This window comes from Pyrococcus yayanosii CH1 (assembly GCF_000215995.1).
Classification (GTDB): domain Archaea; phylum Methanobacteriota_B; class Thermococci; order Thermococcales; family Thermococcaceae; genus Pyrococcus; species Pyrococcus yayanosii.
In genome coordinates, this window is sequence record NC_015680.1 from 649,428 (window position 1) to 668,094 (window position 18,667).

The 18,667-nt window shown below is 53.4% G+C and carries 21 protein-coding genes; 9 read left to right on the forward strand and 12 right to left on the reverse strand.

Features of this window, described 5'->3' with window-relative positions:
* Positions 1-21: 21 nt before the first annotated feature.
* Positions 22-819 carry a diphthine synthase gene (dph5, locus tag PYCH_RS03700; protein WP_013905498.1) on the forward strand — a complete coding sequence of 266 codons (798 nt, stop codon included), beginning with the start codon at positions 22-24 and terminating at the stop codon, positions 817-819.
* Here dph5 and malP read toward each other — a convergent pair.
* Genes malP through PYCH_RS03720 form a run of 4 tightly spaced genes read right to left on the reverse strand, consistent with a single transcriptional unit; the run spans position 814 to position 6,131 of the window.
* Positions 814-3,324 (reverse strand): maltodextrin phosphorylase, encoded by a 2,511-nt coding sequence (gene malP, locus PYCH_RS03705; protein WP_013905499.1) that lies wholly within the window; start codon positions 3,322-3,324, stop codon positions 814-816. The two genes, dph5 and malP, sit on opposite strands and share 6 nt — an antisense overlap.
* A 52-nt stretch (positions 3,325-3,376) precedes the next feature.
* Complete coding sequence (locus PYCH_RS03710) at positions 3,377-3,913, reverse strand: [protein ADP-ribosylglutamate] hydrolase (protein WP_013905500.1); 537 nt, start codon at positions 3,911-3,913, stop codon at positions 3,377-3,379.
* On the reverse strand, positions 3,910-4,866 hold the full coding sequence (locus PYCH_RS03715) for a DUF835 domain-containing protein (protein WP_013905501.1): 957 nt from the start codon (positions 4,864-4,866) through the stop codon (positions 3,910-3,912). The genes PYCH_RS03710 and PYCH_RS03715 overlap by 4 nt, the downstream gene beginning before the upstream one ends.
* On the reverse strand, positions 4,866-6,131 hold the full coding sequence (locus PYCH_RS03720) for an amidohydrolase family protein (protein ID WP_048058359.1): 1,266 nt from the start codon (positions 6,129-6,131) through the stop codon (positions 4,866-4,868). The genes PYCH_RS03715 and PYCH_RS03720 overlap by 1 nt, the downstream gene beginning before the upstream one ends.
* A 113-nt stretch (positions 6,132-6,244) precedes the next feature.
* Here PYCH_RS03720 and PYCH_RS03725 point away from each other — a divergent pair, with 113 nt between their 5' ends.
* On the forward strand, positions 6,245-7,141 hold the full coding sequence (locus tag PYCH_RS03725) for a dihydroorotate dehydrogenase (protein ID WP_013905503.1): 897 nt from the start codon (positions 6,245-6,247) through the stop codon (positions 7,139-7,141).
* Positions 7,142-7,241: 100 nt separating this feature from the next.
* Positions 7,242-8,624 (forward strand): acetate--CoA ligase II subunit alpha, encoded by a 1,383-nt coding sequence (gene acdAI / locus PYCH_RS03730; protein ID WP_013905504.1) that lies wholly within the window; start codon positions 7,242-7,244, stop codon positions 8,622-8,624.
* 6 nt (positions 8,625-8,630) lie between these two features.
* Here acdAI and PYCH_RS03735 read toward each other — a convergent pair whose 3' ends face one another.
* Positions 8,631-8,819, reverse strand: a complete 189-nt coding sequence (locus PYCH_RS03735) for a 50S ribosomal protein L37e (RefSeq protein ID WP_013905505.1) — start codon at positions 8,817-8,819, stop codon at positions 8,631-8,633.
* An 11-nt stretch (positions 8,820-8,830) separates the two neighbouring features.
* Positions 8,831-9,055, reverse strand: a complete 225-nt coding sequence (locus PYCH_RS03740; protein ID WP_048058191.1) for an LSm family protein — start codon at positions 9,053-9,055, stop codon at positions 8,831-8,833.
* A 124-nt stretch (positions 9,056-9,179) separates the two neighbouring features.
* Between PYCH_RS03740 and PYCH_RS03745 the strand changes: the two genes are divergently transcribed.
* The 4 genes from PYCH_RS03745 to PYCH_RS03760 all read left to right on the forward strand — a co-directional run bounded on the left by PYCH_RS03745 (position 9,180) and on the right by PYCH_RS03760 (position 12,373).
* A complete protein-coding gene (locus tag PYCH_RS03745) occupies positions 9,180-9,635 on the forward strand; it encodes an Lrp/AsnC family transcriptional regulator (RefSeq protein ID WP_013905507.1) in 456 nt (151 codons plus the stop codon).
* 107 nt (positions 9,636-9,742) lie between these two features.
* Entirely contained in the window at positions 9,743-11,593 is a 1,851-nt protein-coding gene (locus PYCH_RS03750) for a prolyl oligopeptidase family serine peptidase (protein WP_013905508.1), read from the forward strand.
* Positions 11,594-11,728: 135 nt separating this feature from the next.
* The gene (locus tag PYCH_RS03755) at positions 11,729-11,938 is read left to right on the forward strand and encodes a hypothetical protein (protein ID WP_013905509.1); all 210 of its coding nucleotides are present in this window, start codon (positions 11,729-11,731) and stop codon (positions 11,936-11,938) included.
* Positions 11,939-12,103: 165 nt separating this feature from the next.
* Positions 12,104-12,373 (forward strand): hypothetical protein, encoded by a 270-nt coding sequence (locus tag PYCH_RS03760; RefSeq protein ID WP_013905510.1) that lies wholly within the window; start codon positions 12,104-12,106, stop codon positions 12,371-12,373.
* On the opposite strand, the gene PYCH_RS03765 is transcribed toward PYCH_RS03760, so the two are convergent.
* From PYCH_RS03765 to PYCH_RS03775, 3 genes are read right to left on the reverse strand one after another with little or no spacing between them, the layout of a single operon-like run.
* Entirely contained in the window at positions 12,337-13,011 is a 675-nt protein-coding gene (locus tag PYCH_RS03765) for a TraB domain-containing protein (RefSeq protein WP_013905511.1), read from the reverse strand. The two genes, PYCH_RS03760 and PYCH_RS03765, sit on opposite strands and share 37 nt — an antisense overlap.
* Position 13,012: 1 nt before the next feature.
* On the reverse strand, positions 13,013-13,912 hold the full coding sequence (gene rnz / locus PYCH_RS03770; RefSeq protein WP_013905512.1) for a ribonuclease Z: 900 nt from the start codon (positions 13,910-13,912) through the stop codon (positions 13,013-13,015).
* 1 nt (position 13,913) lies between these two features.
* Positions 13,914-14,624 (reverse strand): maleate cis-trans isomerase family protein, encoded by a 711-nt coding sequence (locus tag PYCH_RS03775; protein ID WP_013905513.1) that lies wholly within the window; start codon positions 14,622-14,624, stop codon positions 13,914-13,916.
* A gap of 94 nt (positions 14,625-14,718) precedes the next feature.
* Between PYCH_RS03775 and pepQ the strand changes: the two genes are divergently transcribed.
* Positions 14,719-15,765, forward strand: a complete 1,047-nt coding sequence (gene pepQ / locus PYCH_RS03780; RefSeq protein ID WP_013905514.1) for a Xaa-Pro dipeptidase PepQ — start codon at positions 14,719-14,721, stop codon at positions 15,763-15,765.
* On the opposite strand, the gene PYCH_RS03785 is transcribed toward pepQ, so the two are convergent.
* On the reverse strand, positions 15,737-16,297 hold the full coding sequence (locus PYCH_RS03785; protein WP_013905515.1) for a hypothetical protein: 561 nt from the start codon (positions 16,295-16,297) through the stop codon (positions 15,737-15,739). The genes pepQ and PYCH_RS03785 overlap by 29 nt on opposite strands.
* 87 nt (positions 16,298-16,384) lie before the next feature.
* Between PYCH_RS03785 and gcvT the strand changes: the two genes are divergently transcribed.
* Positions 16,385-17,581: a glycine cleavage system aminomethyltransferase GcvT gene (gene gcvT / locus PYCH_RS03790; protein WP_048058192.1), complete on the forward strand. Its 1,197-nt coding sequence runs from the start codon at positions 16,385-16,387 to the stop codon at positions 17,579-17,581.
* 42 nt (positions 17,582-17,623) lie between these two features.
* Here gcvT and PYCH_RS10145 read toward each other — a convergent pair whose 3' ends face one another.
* On the reverse strand, positions 17,624-17,956 hold the full coding sequence (locus PYCH_RS10145; protein WP_052296526.1) for a hypothetical protein: 333 nt from the start codon (positions 17,954-17,956) through the stop codon (positions 17,624-17,626).
* A 104-nt stretch (positions 17,957-18,060) separates the two neighbouring features.
* Positions 18,061-18,489, reverse strand: a complete 429-nt coding sequence (locus PYCH_RS10150; protein ID WP_237698689.1) for a GNAT family N-acetyltransferase — start codon at positions 18,487-18,489, stop codon at positions 18,061-18,063.
* Between the last annotated feature and the right edge of the window lie 178 nt (positions 18,490-18,667).

Genomic DNA, 18,667 nt, shown 5'->3' on the forward strand with positions numbered 1-18,667 from the left:
AGGGTTGTGGGGTGGTGCGAGATGGCCCTCTACTTCATAGGGCTCGGCCTCTACGATGAGAGCGATATAACGCTGAAGGGCATCGAGACCGCGAGGAAGTGCGACTACATATTCGCCGAGTTCTACACCTCCCTCATGGCCGGAACGACGCTAGAGAGAATCGAAAGGCTAATTGGGAAGCCCATACGGGTTCTGAGCAGGGAGGAAGTGGAGCTTCACTTTGAGGATATAGTTTTACCCAAGGCAAAAGAGGGAGACGTGGCTTTTCTGACGGCAGGCGACCCCATGGTCGCTACGACCCACGCGGAACTGAGGATAAGGGCGAAGCAAATGGGTGTCGAGAGCTACGTAATCCACGCCCCAAGCATCTATTCGGCCGTTGCCATAACCGGCCTTCAGATATACAAGTTCGGGAAGAGCGCCACCGTGGCGTATCCTGAGAAGAACTGGTTCCCCACGAGCCACTACGACGTGATAAAGGAGAACAAAGAAAGGGGACTCCACACGCTCCTGTTCCTTGACATAAAGGCTGAGCAGAACCGCTACATGAGGGCCAACGAGGCCATGGAGATCCTCCTCAGGGTGGAGGAAATGAAGAAAGGCGGCGTATTCACACCGGACACCCTAGTAGTTATTCTGGCAAGGGCAGGCTCCCTAAACCCAACGCTCAGAGCCGGATATGTGAAGGATTTAATCGGTGAGGACTTCGGTTCGCCCCCACACGTTCTTATAGTACCCGGCCGTCTCCACATAGTTGAGGCGGAATACCTCGTGGCCTTTGCAGGTGCCCCAGAAGAAATATTGGAGAAGAGGCTATAGAGGCCTCCACTTCACGAAGCCACCGAGAATAAAGCGCTGGGGTATCATGGAATGGTGTGGGTAAACTCTAATGGCGTAGTGCCAGCAGGGCTCACCGAGCTTCGCCAGCGCCCTGCCCTTATACCTGTATTTATAGCGGGCGTCTCCCAGAGCCTCGACGTTTCTGAGTTCCACGATGTTAGGAACGGTTATCCTCTGTTCCTCGTCGGTTAGTCCGTAGTAGAGCTCGACCTTAACGTCGTCTGGGGTTAGACTACCCAGCCTAACAATGACCTCGATGGCCTTCTTTTCTTCCACCCTGACGTCCTCTATCTTCACGTCCTTCCAGGTTTCCACAACCTTCTTTCTCCACTGGGCGAGTATCTTTGCCCACCTGAAGTTGTCTCTCATGAGGTATATGCCCATTTCCATAGCCTTTGAGTAGAACGTCGTCATATACTCCTTCACCATCCTATATGTGCTGAACCTCGGCGCTATGCTTTTGATGCTCTCCTTCATCATCCTTATCCAGGCCTCTCTGTTCTCGTAGTAGAGGGGGATTATGACGTTTTCGAGGAGGTCGTAGAGGCTCATCGCGTCCCGATAATCGTCCTCCTCGGTCTCTGGCTCCGTCGTAGTGTCTCCGATTACCCATCCGTTCCTTCCATTATACCCTTCCACCCACCAACCGTCGAAGATGCTGAGGTTTATCACGCCATTAAGGCCCGCCTTCATCCCGCTCGTTCCGCTGGCTTCAAGGGGCCTGCGAGGGGTGTTGAGCCACACGTCAACGCCTGCAACCATAATACGGGCGCTTCCCATGTCGTAGTTCTCAATAAGGATTATCTTGCCCCTGAACTCGGGCATCCTCGAGACCTCGTAGACTCTACGGAGGAACTCCTTTCCGGCTTCGTCTCTTGGGTGGGCCTTACCGCCGAAGATTATGTAAACAGGCCTCTCCGGGTTGTTCAGGATCTTCTTAAGCCTCTCAAGATCGGTGAATAGGAGGATGGCCCTCTTGTAGGTCGCGAAGCGCCTAGCAAACCCGATAATTAGGGCATTCTCATCTATGGTGGGCAGGGGTTCATCAAGCCCAAGGCGCTCGTTTCTCCTCATGATCTTCCTTCTTATAAGGTCGATGAGTTCCTTCTTGGCCTTAAGGTGTGCCTCCCAGAGCTCTTCATCTGGTATTCTCTCCACCGCGTACCATGTTCCTTCGAGGTTTACGTGCTCCCTCCACACTTTGCCCATGTAGGTGTCATAAAGCCTGGCGATGTTCTCATTAACCCAGGTAGCCGTGTGGACACCGTTGGTTATGGCCTCTATTGGGATCTCATCTACCGGAACGCCCTCCCAGAGCTCCGCCCACATCTTCCTCGACACGCGAGCGTGGAGCTTGCTTACTCCATTGACGAAGTTAGAGGTTTTTATTGACAGAACGGTCATGTTGAATACCGAATCATTCTCCCGGGCACTCCCGAGGTCGAGGAACTTCTCAGCAGGCAGGCCCTCAAAGAACTTGGCGAGCTTCTCCCTGACGAAGTCCACGGGAAAGACGTCGTGACCAGCAGGGACGGGCGTGTGGGTTGTGAATATGCTTGTCCCCCTGACAACTTCAAGGGCCTCCTCGAAGCTCAGGCCCTTCTCCATGAACCACCTTATCCTCTCGAAGTTTGCGAAGGCCGGATGACCCTCGTTCAGGTGCACGACGCCCGGCTCTATCTTAAGGGCCCTTAGGAGGCGCATGCCGCCGATTCCAAGGAGTATCTCCTGCTTTATCCTCTTGTCGGGTTCAGCGTTGTAGAGGTAGTCGCATATCCTCCTGTCCTCCTCGTTGTTCTCCGGCACGTCGGTGTCGAGAAGATAGAGCTTCGCCCTGCCAACCTCGACGAGGAAGACCCTTGCATAGACGGTTCTGTTCTCTATGGGAACTTCGATGAGAAGTGGCCTGCCATTCTCGGTGAGAACCTGCCTGAGGGGTAACTCACTTAGATTGTACTCCGGGAAGACCTCTATCTGTCGGCCGTCCTTATCTATCTCCTGGCGGAAGTAGCCGTGCTTGTAGAGGAGCCCTATGGCAGTGAAGGGAAGGCCAAGGTCGCTCGCGGTCTTAAGGTGGTCCCCCGCCAGTATTCCCAGGCCACCCGAATAAATGGGCAGGCTCTTGCTTATGCCATACTCCATACAGAGGTATACTATCGGCTTATCCCACTTGGGATAGTTCGTTGAGAACCAGGTCGTCTTCTCCTTAATATAGCCTTGGAATCTCTCCATAACGAGCTCGTAGAGGTCGAGGAAGGAGTCGTCGCGGGAGAGTTCCTTTAGCTTGGATTCCGGTATTTCAAGGAGGAGCTTGACGGGATTTTTATACTCCCTCCAGTGCTCCTCATCCATCTTCTGCCAGAGCTTCATGGCCTTGTGATCCCAGCTCCACCAGTAGTTGTAGGCTAGTTCCGCAAGGCTCCTCAGGTTCTCGGGTAGCTTCTCCTCAATTAGCTTCTTAATACTGTTGTCCACCGTGACCATAAGCACCACCCTGCAGGTGTTATCATCTAGGGTGATACATTAAAAGCCTTTCTCAGAGAACCTCGAGGGCTCTCCTGTAGTCTTCTTCTGAATACAATACAAGGTAAACCTTCTCCACGTTTTTCGCTTCCTTCATGAATTCTTCCATAACTTTCTTGAACGTCCTAACGACCTCCTCGAGGGGACATCCGAATATACCGGCGCTTATGGCCGGGAATGCAACCGTTCTAACCCCTAACTCTTCAGCCTTCCTTAGGGCACCAAGCACGGCCTTCCTTAGCTTCTCTCTCTTCTCGGCATCCCACCGACCGCCGCAGTAGGGACCGACCGTGTGGATAACATACTTGACGCCGTGCCTCTCAAGGTTCATGGCCGGCGTGACAACAACCTCGCCGTGGTCTATCCAGTCTTTGCCAAGTTGCTCCCTTATGGCCGCCTTACTAATTCTTATATATTCCCGAACGTCTCCGGCGGCCGCCTTGGCTATGGCATAGGCGACGCCGCCCCCGTGCTCAAGGTAGCGGTTGGCGGCGTTAACTATGGCCTCTGCCGGGAACTTCGTTATGTCTCCCCTAACGATCTCAATCATGGTTCCTCACCCAGGATCCTCTTTAAAACGATCCTCTCCCTCTCTCCGAGCGATGAGAGGTTGCCTACAAGCACGACGGTAGAACCGCTTACCAGGGCGTGATCCCTCAGGTGGGCAAGGAACTTAAGAACAGTATCAAGTCCGTTCTCAAGGATCAGGTAGTCAATCCCGTCTATTACTACAACTCCACCTCCCTTCATGAACTTGACGGCCATATCGAGCATCTTTGGGAGGTTAGTGGGCTCAATGGTTTTCTTTCCCTCTGTCCTAACCTTCGTCATCCAGAACCACGTCTCATCCTCTCCCGGTCGTCTTGAGAACACGAGTGCGTTCTTCAAAATCTCCTTGGGCACGGCCTCCATGAAAATAACACCGGGCTTGAGCTCCCTCGATACTTCTTCGGGGACCTTTTTGGAGAACGTTCCCAAGAAGGAGGTGTGGGCGGTCGCCGAGATTATCAGGTACGCCAAAACTATCGACAGTATTCCCTGAGGGATGTAGAGCTCCTCGCTGAAGGGGAAAGCAACGGCCAAGATTGTCCAGATTAGGAGCACCAATGATGTAAGCCTAAGCTCTCTATATTTGAGGTCCCAGAGTATCGCGGACGATAGGAGGAGGGGAATTGCAATGATAATTGCTGAGAGAAGCGTGTTTATGGGCGAAAAAAATAGGAGGGCGGCGAGAGGGGTTGCAGCCACGTACTTCAGCTCCTTCGAATAGGGTAATCTCCCCATAAGCTCTTCGGACAGCGTCACGGTTCCAAGCCAGAAGAAGGCTGAGAACACAGCAAATCCACTCAGAAAAGTCGTGTTCGGGAGGAGATTGGCTATCCCAAGAGATAGGAACGCGAGGGAGTAATAAAGAACGGACGTTCTGCTACTTAGGTGATGCTCGTAGAACATGACCGCGTAGGTCACAAGGAGGGCAACCCCGAGGACCATTCCCACAACCATTAAATCACCACCTCCCTAATATTTTCGACTTTATCAAGAACTTTTTCCTCGTCAACGCCAAGAACCTCTCCGTCGAGCATAACAATCTTGCCCGCCACTATGAGGTCTTCCACATCCCCACCTCTGGCTGAATAAACAAGGTGGCTCACGGGGTCGTTTAAGGGCCTTAGGTGGGGTCTCCTGAAGTCGATAACGGCCAAGTCCGCCAGATATCCCTCCTTTATGATGCCAGCCTTAAGCCCGAGGGCTCTCGCCCCGTGCACGGTGGCCATCCTGAGGACCATCTTCGCATCGGCGACCGTCGGGTCGAGGGTGTGAACCTTGTGGAGGAGGGCAACCAGCTTCATTTCCTCAAGCATGTCCAGGTTGTTGTTGCTTGCAGCTCCATCCGTTCCGAGGGCCACGTTGACCCCAGCCTTCAGGAGCATTTTAAGCGGCATGACTCCGCTGGCGAGCTTCATGTTGCTTGCTGGGCAATGAACAATCGTGACTTCTCTGGTAGCCAGTATCTTCGCGTCCCTCTCATCGAGCCAAACACCATGGGCGGCTATCGTCCCCGGGGTTAGCAGGCCAAGAGAGTCAAGGAGCTGGACGGGCGTCATCCCATAGCGCTCCTTAATCTCCTTAACCTCCTCCCTCGTCTCGGCAAGATGAATAGTCACGAGAATGCCCTCCCTAGCCCTCTCAGCCACCCACCTGAGGCATTCTGGAGAGCATGTGTAGGGGGCATGGGGGGCGAGGATGAAGTTAATCCTCCTATCGCCGAGCTCCTCGATGAACTTCATGAACCTCTCCGTCTCCCTTATCTCGGCCTTCCTCTTCTCCTCATTCCCAAGGTCCACCATTCCATAGCCGAGGAAGGCCCTGAGACCAACCTTCATGACTGCCTCCGCGACGGCGTCCATGTGGAAGTACATGTCCACGAAGGTCGTTGTCCCAGACTTCGCCATTTCTATAAGGCCGAGAAGAGCCCCCCAGTAAACCTCCCTCCTGCCAAGCTTCCTCTCGGCAGGCCAGATGTAGTTCTGGAGCCACTCCATGAGCGGTAGATCGTCGGCAAGGCCCCTGAGGAGCGTCATTGGGGAGTGAGTGTGGGCGTTGATGAGGCCGGGGATTATTACCCGGCCGCTCGCATCTATGACCTCGTCGGCCTCTGCGGATATTCCCCTAGCAACCCTTACTATCCTGTCTCCCTCTATCAGCACGTCTGCCCTCACGGGCTCGAACCCCTCCCCATAAATCACTAGGCCCCCACGGAGCAGGATGCTCACGTTCAATTCCCCCCACGCTTTTTCCGCTTCAGATATAAATGCCTTTCCCGAACAAGGTTTTAATAAGGTTTTTAATCCCAGCTTCCCTCATGCCTCGGGTGTGCGCGATGCTAGAAGTTGAGCTATTCGGCTTGAGATTCGAGAACCCACTCATCCTAGCCTCTGGAGTCGTTGACATGACTCCCGAGCTCCTTAGGAGAGCCCATAGGGAGGGGGCGGGCGGCGTCGTAACGAAGTCCATCGGAAAAGAGCCGAGAAAGGGTTATGAGAATCCCACCATCGTGGAGCTCCCCTACGGCCTGATAAACGCCATGGGTCTGCCCAATCCTGGCTGGGAGGCCTTCCTTGAGGAGTTCGGGGGGGAGAAGTTTGACTTCCCCGTTATAGTGTCCATATTCGGCGGGACTCCCGAGGAGTTCGCCTTTTTAGCCGAAAAGCTGAGCGAGGTTGCCGATGCCTTTGAGCTGAACCTCAGCTGCCCTCACGCTAAGGGATATGGCATGGAAATCGGGCAGAAGGATGAGATGGTTTACGAGGTCGTCAAGGCCGTGAAGGACGCAACCGATAAACCAGTCATAGCTAAGTTGACACCCAATGTGGCCGACATAACTAAGCTGGGTCTAGCCGCCGAGAAGGCGGAGGCGGACGGGGTTTCGGCGATAAACACGTTGAAGGCCACGGCCATAGATATCTATGCGAGGAAGCCCATATTGAGCAACCGAGTGGGTGGTTACTCTGGGCCAGGTATCAAGCCCGTCGCCCTGAGGGCCGTTTACGACCTCGCAAAGGCTCTGGACATCCCCGTTATAGGCATCGGCGGCATAACGACGTGGCAGGACGCCGTTGAATTCCTTCTGGCCGGGGCGAGCGCCCTCCAGATAGGTACGGGCGTTGCCCTGAAGGGTTTCTCCGTCTTCAGGGAGATATCTGACGGTATAAAAAGGTACTTGGAGGAGGAGGGCTTCTCCAGCGTGAGGGACATTGTAGGCTTGGCACTTGAATGATTTTGGCATCCGTCGATTTCCTTTTCGTCAAATTGGGAAGAGAAAAGTTATAACATTCGTCGGAGAGCGAAGGATGTAAACTCCCTCAGGGGTGAAGAAGATGAGTCTGGAGGCCCTTTTTAATCCAAAGAGCATCGCTGTGATAGGCGCTTCTGCAAAACCGGGCAAAATCGGCTACGCAATTATGAAGAACCTCATCGAGTACGGCTACGAGGGCAAAATATACCCCGTGAACATCAAAGGTGGAGAAATTGAGATTGCTGGGAGAAAATTCAAGGTTTACAAGAGCGTCTTGGAGATACCGGACGAGGTTGATATGGCTGTCATAGTCGTCCCGGCCAAATTCGTCCCCCAGGTTCTTGAGGAGTGCGGCCAGAAGGGTGTTAAGGTCGTTCCGATAATAAGCTCCGGCTTTGGCGAGCTCGGTGAGGAGGGTAAGAAGGTCGAGATGCAGCTCGTTGAGATCGCCAAGAAGTACGGCATGAGGATTCTCGGCCCGAACATCTTCGGTGTCGTATATACGCCAGCTAAAATGAACGCCACCTTTGGCCCGACAGACGTTCTACCAGGTCCGCTGGCCCTCATCAGTCAGAGCGGTGCTCTCGGTATAGCTCTCATGGGATGGACGATACTTGAGAAGATAGGCCTTTCAGCGATCGTCAGCGTTGGTAATAAAGCTGATATAGATGACGCCGATTTGCTTGAGTTTTTCAAGGACGACAAGAACACCAAGGCCATCCTCATCTACATGGAAGGCGTCAAGGACGGCAGGCGCTTCATGGAAGTTGCCAAGGAGGTCAGCAAGAAGAAGCCAATAATCGTCATCAAGGCCGGAAGGAGCGAGCGTGGAGCCAAAGCTGCCGCTTCGCACACCGGTTCTCTGGCCGGAAGCGACACCATTTACACGGCCGCCTTCAAGCAGAGCGGTGTTCTCAGAGCTTTAACCATCGGCGAGGCCTTTGACTGGGCTAGAGCCCTCAGCAACCTGCCTGAACCAGTAGGGGAGAATGTCGTCATAATTACCAACGGTGGCGGAATTGGTGTCATGGCAACCGATGCCGCCGAGGAAGAGGGCCTCCACCTCTACGACGACCTCGAGGAGCTCAAGATCTTCGCCAACCACATGCCTCCCTTCGGCTCCTACAAGAACCCCGTTGACCTTACGGGCATGGCGGACGCCAAGAGCTACGAGGGTGCGATAAGAGATGCTCTCGCCAATCCGAACATGCACAGTATAGTAATCCTTTACTGCCAGACGGCCGTCCTCGATCCGAGAGAACTCGCCGAGATAATCATCCGCGAGTACAACGAGAGCGGAAGGAAGAAGCCTCTTGTTGTGGCCATCGTGGGTGGTATAGAGGCCAAGGAAGCCATAGACCTCCTTAACGAGAATGGTATACCAGCATATCCTGAGCCAGAGAGAGCTATAAAGGCCTTAGCCGCGCTCTACAAGTGGAGCAGATGGAAGAAGAAGCAGAAGTAAAGAGAATCAGTGGACGTTCTTTTTCTTCTTCCACTTCTTGCTCCAGCGGTACTTCCTAAGCCTCCTGCTTCTGCCAAAGCCGCAGGCGGCGCAGTAACCCTTCTTGATGTTGTATGCCTTCCTGCCACAGCGCCTGCACTTTATGTGAGTGGGAGTCTTGTTCCTCTTACCGAAGGTTGCGGTTCCGCTGCCCATTCACACCCCCCCTACTCGGTGGGAGATATAGCGAGAACATTGTCTCCCCTGATCACGATCTTCCCGTACTTCTTCACGACCTCCCCATCCTGAATCATCTCGGCGTCGGCGAGGACGACGTTGAGGTGTATGTCGTAGCCAATGAGCTTGCCCCTGAACTCAAAACCCTTCTTCAGTATCACGAGGACATCCTTATCAAGCGACCTGTGAATAACATCCAAAGGTCTTTCCGCCATTCTCCTTCCCCCCTTAGACTTCACACACATAACCGGGAGGTGCATTTATAACTCTTTCTCTTCTCGTGAGGCTTTTCCAACAGGTTTATAACGATCTTCGAAAAAAACTTTCGCGGTGGTCTTCGTGAGAGGTACCCTTGACGAGGTTGACAAGAAAATTATCGAAATACTGCAAAGGGACGGAAAGGTTCCCCTCAGGGAGATATCGAAAAAGACGGGCCTCGCCGAGTCCACTATTCACGAGAGGATAAAGAGGCTCAGGGAGAGTGGGGTGATTAAGAAGTTCACGGCCATCGTCGATCCAGAGGCGCTCGGCTTTACGATGCTTGCATTCATCCTAATAAAGGCCAAGGCGGGTAAATATGCCAGCGTCGCCGAAGAGCTCGTTAAGTATCCGGAGATCACCGAGGTTTATGAAACAACGGGCGATTACGACATGGTCGTAAAGATAAGAACTCGAAACAGCGAAGACCTAAACATGTTCCTAGATATCATAGGGAACATCGATGGGGTTGAAGGAACTCACACAATGGTTGTTCTTAAGGTTCATAAAGAGACGACAGAGCTTCCCGTTAGGTGATAATTTCTCTGAAGGCCCCACGGATTCTCCGGCCTTCCACGCCTTCCTCTGGTTATCTCTACGGTACTGTTATAACGGACCTCTTCGATATACCTTTGGTGATCCCCGTGGAGGACCCCTACCTCTGGATGGAGAATCTCAGCGACGAGCGTGTTCTTAAGCTGGTTGAGGATGAGAACGGGCGCTTCAGGGCCCTCGTTGCACGGCTAAGCGACGAGCTCTATCCCGAAGTGAAAGAGCTTTACTTCCTACCTATCGTGAGAATGGCTAGGCTGACCAAAAAGGGGACCCTTGTTATGGTGAACGGGGCAGGGAAGCAGATGATAAGGTGGTTCGACGGAGAGATTCTCGTAGATTCGAAAAAGCTTGAGGAAGAGTTCGGAGATGAAGTTCTCCTCCAGGGCTTCACCGCGGACAGAGAGGGCAGGAAGCTGGCTTACAGCTTCTCCATCGGCGGGGCGGACGAGGGAATAACTCGGATAACAGACCTCGAAAGCGGAGAACTCATAGAGGAGCTCAGGCCCTCAGTCTGGGGGATAACCTTCCTGGAGAACGGCTACTACTACGTCCGCTTCTATCGCAGGGAAAAGACGCCCGATGGGGTTAAGGCTCCAGCGGTGAGGCTCTTCTTCAGGGACGAGAAAGGGGAGAGGATGGTATTCGGCAAGGGTCTTGGCTCAGGTTACTTCATCTCGCTGAGGAAGAGCACCGACGGAAAGTGTGCCATGCTGACTGTTACCTTCGGCTGGAACAGTGCGGAGGTATACATCGGCCCGATTGAGGAACCCGAGAAGTGGGAGAAGGTCTATTCGGCAGGCGTCCCGGCGGAGCCGATAGATGTTGTCAATGGAAAGCTCTACATTCTGACGAGGGAAGGAAGGGGTCTCGGGAAGGTCGTGGCTATAAAAGGCGGTGAGGTCGAGGAGATAATTCCCGAGGGCGAGTTTCCGCTTGAGTGGGCCGTCATCGTTGATGATAAAATCCTGGCTGGCAGGCTCGTCCATGCGAGCCACAGGCTCGAAGTTTACTCGCTTGGCGGGGAGAAGCTCGATGAAGTAACCTTTGACCTCCCGGGTAGCGTCTACCCCCTCGACATTCACGCCGGTAAGGCTCTTCTTAGATACGAGAGCTTTACCGTCCCTTACAGGCTCTACGAGTTCGACGGCGAGCTTAAGCTGATTGACGAGCTTAAAATTGGGGGAAACTTTAAGGTCGAAGAGGATTTCGCAGTCTCGAAGGATGGCACGAGGATACACTATTTCATCGTCAAAGGTGAGAGGGAGGAAAAGAAAGCCTGGGTCTTCGGATACGGCGGCTTCAACATTGCCTTAACTCCGAGGTTCTTCCCCCAAGTGATTCCGTTCATAAGGCGCGGGGGTGCTTTTGTCATGGCAAACCTCCGTGGTGGTTCTGAGTACGGCGAGGAGTGGCACAGGGCAGGCATGAGGGAAAACAAGCAGAACGTCTTCGACGACTTCATAGCGGTTCTAGAGAAGCTTAAGGGCAAGGGCTACAGGGTAGCCGCTTGGGGGAGGAGCAACGGTGGACTTCTGGTCTCGGCGACCCTCGTTCAGAGGCCCGAGGTCATGGATTCGGCCTTGATAGGCTACCCCGTCATAGATATGATGCGCTTCCACAAGCTTTACATTGGAAGCGTCTGGATTCCAGAATACGGCAACCCGGATGACCCGAAAGATAGGGAGTTCCTGCTGAAGTACAGTCCCTATCACAATGTGAAGCCCCAGAAATATCCACCAACGTTGATCTACACAGGCTTGTATGACGACCGCGTCCATCCTGCCCACGCCCTCAAATTTTTCATGAGGCTGAAGGAAGTCGGTGCACCGGTTTATCTGCGCGTCGAAACGAAGAGCGGCCACATGGGCGCTTCGCCTGAGACGAGGGCGAAGGAACTGGCTGACCTGCTGGCGTTCGTTGTGAAGACGTTAGGAGTTTAGGCTTTTTTGCTTCCTTCCCTCTACCCCGGGGATGTTTTCACAACATCTTCGACAATCGTCTATTCAATTTTTAACAAATGGCTATGGAAAGGTTTTTATACTTAAAGGTTGTACACAATAAGGGAGGTGATGGAGATGGTCACCACAATTAAGAGGGACCCCATGAGGTTTTTGAGGGAGCTGAAGAAGCACTATGATGTCGTCATGAGGATTCCTGGCAGCGAGTACCTCAAGAGCCCCGACTTTGTGGTGGTTGATCCGAAGACCGGGAAGAAACTCAAGGTGAGCTTCGTGACTTTGGATGACGGAGAGCTCGCTGGCGTAGTTTACGACAGCATCAGCTGACTCTTTCTCCTATCTTCTTCACATACCTGCCTTCTGAGGAGAATTTCGCAGGCGATAGGATGGGCTTGAAGCCTAACCCATTTGTCAAAATGACAGAATTCTCATGAAAAGTTTTAAATAAATGGTAACTTGATTGGGAAAAGGTGGGCACCATGGCAAGGAGGGGTGGAGAAACTTAGCAGGAAGGAGATACTGAAGAGTGTCCTAATGGAGGGCCTCTACTGGGCGTATCTCGGCAGGCCCAAGGAGGTAATGCCCTTCCTGAGGGGAAAGCTTCGGGCGCTCTCCGCCGGCTCCCAAGAGCTTGTCGATGAGCTCCTCCGGGAAATAGAGCTGTTCTATGAGGAAGTAAGCAGAATGGAAAGCGTTGGAGAAAGGGAGCTCAGAAGACTGAAATTCTATTTTGAGATGCTTGTGAGCCTTCTCGGCTTATGAGCGTTGAGTATCCTCTCGACGCCAGCCTTATGGCCGAGTCCAACGACCGCTACGACCTTTGGTTTTTCCTTCTTTCTCAGTAGATCATCCACTATCGCCATTATGTTCTTTGCGATGACTTCGTTCCTCTCATCAACTAAGACCCTGTAGAGGTAGGGATAGCGGGTCTTAAACCTGAGGACAAGGGTCCTGTAGTCGTCGACTTCAACTTCCCCCGAAAGCGGCAGGAAGAATGAGAGTATCTCGAGGACCATAAGAATCTTCTCCCTCGTTGGGGCCTTCAGCATCTTAGAAATCGTTGTCCAGAGGGGCTGGTCAACCGGGTAGATTGGTATTCCCAGGGACAAGGCAACCTCGACGGCGGCCTTCATTTCCTCCCCTGGCCTCATCCCGAAGTCCTCTCCCAATTCCTCTTCAATCTTCTGCAGAAAGTATGCCAAAAGCCCCTTTGGGCCGAGCTTAAGGGCATCACCAAGTCCTACCGACCGCTCCGAGAAGAGGGAAGCCATCCTACCGGGGTCGAGCTCCACGGCGACGGCATCGGGCCTCTCCGCGAGGATTGTTCTTACGACCTCTTCCCTGCTCTTCGGGGACACGTGCATGGTTCCGACGACCTTAACGTAGCGTAGGTAACTCAAGCTACTCCCCTCCGACGGTCAGTATGTCGAGGTCTCGGGGCACAATGAAGGGGATCTGGCAAACTTTCCTGGCGAAGGCGACGTATTCGTCGTAGGGGTAGCGGGGAGCTCTGTGGAATAGGGCGAGGAGCCTTGCCTTAGCCTCTTGGGCGATGGCACACGCCTCTTCTACGGTCGTGTGGTAGCTGTCTCTCCTGTGCTCTTCCCTTATATACGTGGCCTCGTGTATAAGAAGATCGGCCCTCCTAGCGAAGAGCTTCAGCCTCTCGCAGGGCTCCGTGTCTCCGCTGTAGACTATCTTGATGCCCCTCCTCTTGGGCCCTGTCACATCCTCAAGCCGTATCCTCATCCCGCTGACCTCAACTTCACCCCTCTCCTCAAGCACTTTCATCCAGGGACCTGGCTTAAGGCCAAGCTTCCTTATCTTCTCGAGGTCGAAGTGGCCCCTCCTGTCCCTTTCTTTGAAGACATAGCCGAGGGCCGGAATTCCATGCTCGACTTCAAAGCTCCAGATCTCGTATTCCCCGAACCTCAGCCTAACCTCCCCTATTTCGTGAATGACCACGTCAAAGGCTGGCTTAAAGTAGCCGCTCCTGAGGAGGTTCTTCACGAACTCGGCACTTCCTTCTGGACCGTAGATATGTAGGGGTTTCGTCCTGTTCCAGAGATTCATCGTTTGAATTAGTGCGGCGAGACCAAGGTAGTGGTCACCATGGAAGTGCGTTATGAAAATCTTGTCAACCTTCATCGGGCTCAAGCTGGCAGTGTTCATCTGCCTTATCGTCCCCTCCCCGGCGTCAAAGAGCACTATCTCACCCTTGTACCTAATGGCTATGGCAGGCACGTTTCTTTCCTTTGTTGGCATTATGCCTCCCGTTCCCAGGAATACCACCGTTACCATGTCAGTATTCCCTTAAGAGTTTTCCAAGGGGGAGCTTGTCATTCACGTCGAGTTCTCTGAGGGCGAACCAGAGGGAGGCTTGGTTGCTCGTAACCACGGGGACACCGAGATCCCTCTCGAGGGGTTCGATTATCTCAAAGGTCCTGAGGTTCGTGCAGCTTATGAATACCGCATCAGCCTCCTCCACGAAGGTAGCTTTTGCAAGCTGATAAGCAACGCGGGGCTCCAGCCTGCCCACCTCTAGGTTGTCCTCAATGCCTAGGCCCCTTATGTCTAGAACCTCGAAGCCATTGGCCTCAAGGAACTCCCTCTCCCTTTCGTTTATTGCGTCCGTGTAGGGGGTCACGACGAGGAGAGACTGGGCATCGAGAGTCCTAAGGGCTTCTATAACGGCGGTGCTCGTCGTGAAGACAGGAACGTTAACCTCCTCCTCTATTTTCATCTCGAGGTTCTTCTCGAAGTCTGCTCCTCCGATGAACGAGCCGCTAGTACACCCGAAGATCATGACCCCTACGCCAGCGTCCGTCAGAAGCCTCGCGGCCTCCACGGCGAGGGCATTCATCCTGAGGAGCTCTTCCTCCGTGATGCTCTTCAGCGGCATTCGCGAGGTGTGTAGGGAGACCCCCTCGGGGAGGTGGGAATGTAGTTCCATCTCCATGGTCGTGTTCGAGGACGGAACCACGAGGCCTATTCTGCCCCTCCATCCGTACATAGACTCACCAAATTGGGAATAAGAAAGCCCTTTATTAAACCACCGGTTCCAAAAGTTTTTTATTCACCTCGCCCAACGCTCCCCGGTGGTGCCTGTGAAAGATAGAATTAAAAGGCTCATCGATTTCGCCAATGAAAACGGGCTCGACGGAATACTTATTGCAAAGAGCTCAAACGTTTTCTACTTCACCGGCGCTTCACCTCTCGCGGGGGGCTATCTTTTAATCAGGGGAGATGAGGCCATCCTCTACGTCCCAGAGCTCGAATACGAGATGGCTAAGGAGGAGAGCTTCCTTCCCGTGGAGAAGTTCAAGAAGATTGACGACTTTTACTCGACTCTCAAGGGCATTAAGACGCTAGGCGTCGAGGGCTCGATGACACTTTCCATGATCAACGCCCTCAGGGAGAAGGCGGACGTGAAGGACTTCAAGGTTGTTGACGATGCTATAAAGGAGCTGAGGATTATCAAGACCAAGGAGGAGATCGAGATCATTGAGAGGGCCTGTGAAATCGCCGACAGGGCCGTCATGGCGGCCATAGAGGATGTTACGGAAGGAAAAAAGGAGAGGGACATCGCCGCGAAGGTGGAATATGTCATGAAGATGAACGGGGCTGAGAAGCCTGCCTTCGAAACCATAATAGCGAGTGGACACCGCTCCGCCCTTCCCCATGGCGTGGCCAGCGATAAGAGGATCGAGAAGGGCGACCTCGTCGTTATGGATTTAGGGGCCCTCTACAGGCACTACAACTCCGACATAACGAGGACCATAGTGGTAGGGAGCCCCAATGAGAAGCAGAGAGAGATTTATGAAATAGTCCTCGAGGCCCAGCGGAAGGCAATCGAGGCTGTAAGGCCGGGAATGAAGGCTAAAGAGCTCGACTCGGTGGCAAGGAATATAATAGCGGAGTATGGCTACGGCGAATACTTTATCCACAGCCTTGGCCACGGTGTCGGCCTTGAGATACATGAATGGCCACGGATAAGCCAGCACGACGAGACTGTCCTCAGGGAGGGCATGGTGATAACGATAGAGCCGGGGATATACATGCCCAAATTTGGCGGCGTCAGGATAGAGGACACCGTCCTCGTGACAAAGAACGGTGGAAGGAGGCTCACAAAGACCGAGCGGGAGCTGATATGAGCTCGGCCAGTGCCATCGCAGCTCTCATATCTATTTTTGTAAGCTCCGTGTAAACCCCATCCCTCCTTCCCCCCACCATAACCTCCCGACCGCGAACCTCCAGCTCCAAAATGGCGTATCCGAGAGGCTTGACCCTGCCCCTGAGCACGTTCTCCAGAAGGCTTAAAGCGAGCAATGCCTCTCTATTCTCCTTTGCCAGCCTCTCCTCCTCGGCTATATGCCTTGAATGGCCCGTTGGAATTCCTAAGAGCCTGAATATGTTCCATCTCCGCATCTTGCTGACCCTCTCTTTCATTATGCTACCCGAGTGCTCCTTCACTAGCTCCAAGAGATTAGTAAGAAATGCCTCAACCTCCTCGAGACTTAGCAGTGCGTTCTCTGGTTTCTCTTGAACGGGCCTTAGCCCTTCCGCCCTCCTGATAAGTGTCGCCGCCCTTTCGGGCCTCTCGACGCGGAGAGATGTGTAGGCATCTATGCCGTAAATTCCGGAGGCCGTTCTGAAGAGCACGTAGGGAACTCTGATGACCGGCATCGAAGGGCCTTTGTCCTCAGGGGTTAAGGCGTTTTCGGACCATAAAGATTATATCACCTCCGTAAAATAGGTTCGCCGGTGATGGTCGTGGCCAAGAGAGTCCACATCTTCGACTGGCACAAGGAGCACGCTAAGAAGATAGAGGAGTTCGCGGGCTGGGAAATGCCCATGTGGTATTCCAGCATAAAGGAGGAGCACCTCGCAGTTAGGAACGCCGTCGGTCTTTTCGATGTTTCTCACATGGGCGAGATATTCTTCAGGGGCAAGGACGCTCTCAAGTTCCTCCAGTTCGCAACGACTAACGACATCAGCAAGCCCCCGGCGATAAGTGGCACCTACACGCTCGTTCTCAATGAGCGTGGCGCCATTAAAGATGAAACCCTCGTTTTCAATATGGGAGACGACACCTACATGATGGTCTGTGACAGCGACGCCTTCGAGAAGCTTTATGCCTGGTTCACGTCGCTTAAGGCCATGATCGAGCAGTTCACGAAGCTCGACCTCCAGATAGAGCTGAAGACTTACGATATTGCCATGTTTGCCGTTCAGGGTCCAAAAGCAAGGGATCTTGCCATGGACCTCTTCGGCATCGATATCAACGAAATGTGGTGGTTCCAGGCAAGGTGGGTCGAGCTCGACGGTATTAAGATGCTCCTCTCGAGGAGCGGCTACACCGGCGAGAACGGCTTCGAGCTCTACATTGAAGATGCGAACCCCTACCACCCGGACGAGAGCAAGAGGGGCAAGCCCGAGAAAGCTTTGCACGTCTGGGAGGCTATCCTTGAGGCTGGCCAAAAATACGGTATAAAGCCCGCTGGCCTTGGAGCGAGGGACACGCTCAGGCTTGAGGCTGGATACACCCTCTACGGCAACGAGACAAAAGAACTGCAACTCCTCAGCACGGACATCGATGAGGTCACGCCGCTCCAGGCCAACCTCGAGTTCGCGATATTCTGGGACAAGGAGTTCATAGGTAAGGAGGCCCTGCTCAAGCAGAAGGAGAGGGGCCTTAGAAGGAAGCTGGTCCACTTCAAAATGGTTGACAAGGGCATCCCGAGGGAGGGTTACAAGGTCTATGCAAACGGTGAACCAATAGGTGAGGTTACCAGCGGAACGCTCTCGCCGCTCCTCGGCATCGGAATAGGTATTGCCATGGTAAAGAGTGAATACGCGAAGCCTGGCCTTGAGATTGAGGTGGAGATTAGGGGGCAGAGGAAGAAGGCAGTAACGGTGGTGCCGCCCTTCTACGACCCCAAGAAGTATGGCCTCTTCAGGGAGGGCTGATTTCTTTTCTCCCCCTTGTTTTCCACTTAAAGACGGAAGGATCTATTGGAGGTATTTGCCGAGTATCACGTTTTCGCCGAGAACCTTGGGCTCGTGTTCCCTCAGAACGGTTTCGTCAACGACGGTGCGAACCTTTTTGAACCTGATCTCCCTTGCCCGTCTTAGGGCAATGGGGATGTCCTCCCGCCTGCCCCACAGGAACAGTATGCCCCCATCGCCAGAAGGCAATCCCCTGAGCACGTAGTAGGACTCACCGAGCATTCCGCTATCAAAAGGTATAACGTCGTTCACACCGGCTATCCTGTCCCTGAAGGAAACGAACCAGTGGTGGTATGAGCTCTGGAACCTTCCCGCAACCATTTCGAGGGCCTTCACGTTGTCCCAAGAGAACTCGAATGTTTCAGAATCTTTCGGAGGTTCAGGAAACTTTGAAGTATCGAACTCGACGATGCTGGCCCTATAGACGATCTCCGAAATGCCTATTTTCTTGTAGAATCCGGCGGCATTTGGATCGGGAGTTGGTGTGAAAAGTCCGCACCCTTCTCCAGAGCGAGTTCCTCCAAGAACTCCACTATTGCCCGTCCAACTCCACGTCCCCTGAATTCCCTGTGAACTTCGATAACATCCAGGTGCGCTATTTTAGTAATCTCCCCACGCACGGGTTCTTCGCTTATCAGAAGTTCGGCCTCGTCACCGATCCTCCCATCTACTTCAGCCACCACTGCAATCTGCCCTTCAAGAAGAAGGTTGTTTAGGTGAACCGCACAGCTCTCGATGCTCATCCAGGGGCCGCCGTGGAGATAGCGCTCCCTTACGCTCAGCTCCTCATAGCGAGCCTTCCTAACCCTTCCGCCTTCTCGTTTAAGCCACCGCTCAATTCCGGATCGGTGGTCCAGCAACGTCTTCAAGCGTCGCAATCCTCACGTTTAGGGTAGAAGTCATAATATCACCCCCAACGCCTGCCCGAAAATATTTGGGCTACTCCGCTCCTCAATCTTCTCAATGAAAGAGGCATCGAGGATCGCTCTGAGGATTCTCGCTATGATTGGGTCTTTAATTTCCCTCTTCTCACCTTCTTCAAGTGCC

What these genes read in the sequence shown, in the direction of transcription:
- dph5 (WP_013905498.1), top strand. Translation starts at nt 22, where the DNA reads ATGGCCCTCTACTTCATAGGGCTCGGCCTCTACGATGAGAGCGATATA.
- malP (WP_013905499.1), bottom strand. Translation starts at nt 3,324, where the DNA reads ATGGTCACGGTGGACAACAGTATTAAGAAGCTAATTGAGGAGAAGCTA.
- PYCH_RS03710 (WP_013905500.1), bottom strand. Translation starts at nt 3,913, where the DNA reads ATGATTGAGATCGTTAGGGGAGACATAACGAAGTTCCCGGCAGAGGCC.
- PYCH_RS03715 (WP_013905501.1), bottom strand. Translation starts at nt 4,866, where the DNA reads ATGGTTGTGGGAATGGTCCTCGGGGTTGCCCTCCTTGTGACCTACGCG.
- PYCH_RS03725 (WP_013905503.1), top strand. Translation starts at nt 6,245, where the DNA reads ATGCTAGAAGTTGAGCTATTCGGCTTGAGATTCGAGAACCCACTCATC.
- acdAI (WP_013905504.1), top strand. Translation starts at nt 7,242, where the DNA reads ATGAGTCTGGAGGCCCTTTTTAATCCAAAGAGCATCGCTGTGATAGGC.
- PYCH_RS03735 (WP_013905505.1), bottom strand. Translation starts at nt 8,819, where the DNA reads ATGGGCAGCGGAACCGCAACCTTCGGTAAGAGGAACAAGACTCCCACT.
- PYCH_RS03740 (WP_048058191.1), bottom strand. Translation starts at nt 9,055, where the DNA reads ATGGCGGAAAGACCTTTGGATGTTATTCACAGGTCGCTTGATAAGGAT.
- PYCH_RS03755 (WP_013905509.1), top strand. Translation starts at nt 11,729, where the DNA reads ATGGTCACCACAATTAAGAGGGACCCCATGAGGTTTTTGAGGGAGCTG.
- rnz (WP_013905512.1), bottom strand. Translation starts at nt 13,912, where the DNA reads ATGGTAACGGTGGTATTCCTGGGAACGGGAGGCATAATGCCAACAAAG.
- PYCH_RS03775 (WP_013905513.1), bottom strand. Translation starts at nt 14,624, where the DNA reads ATGTACGGATGGAGGGGCAGAATAGGCCTCGTGGTTCCGTCCTCGAAC.
- PYCH_RS03785 (WP_013905515.1), bottom strand. Translation starts at nt 16,297, where the DNA reads ATGCCGGTCATCAGAGTTCCCTACGTGCTCTTCAGAACGGCCTCCGGA.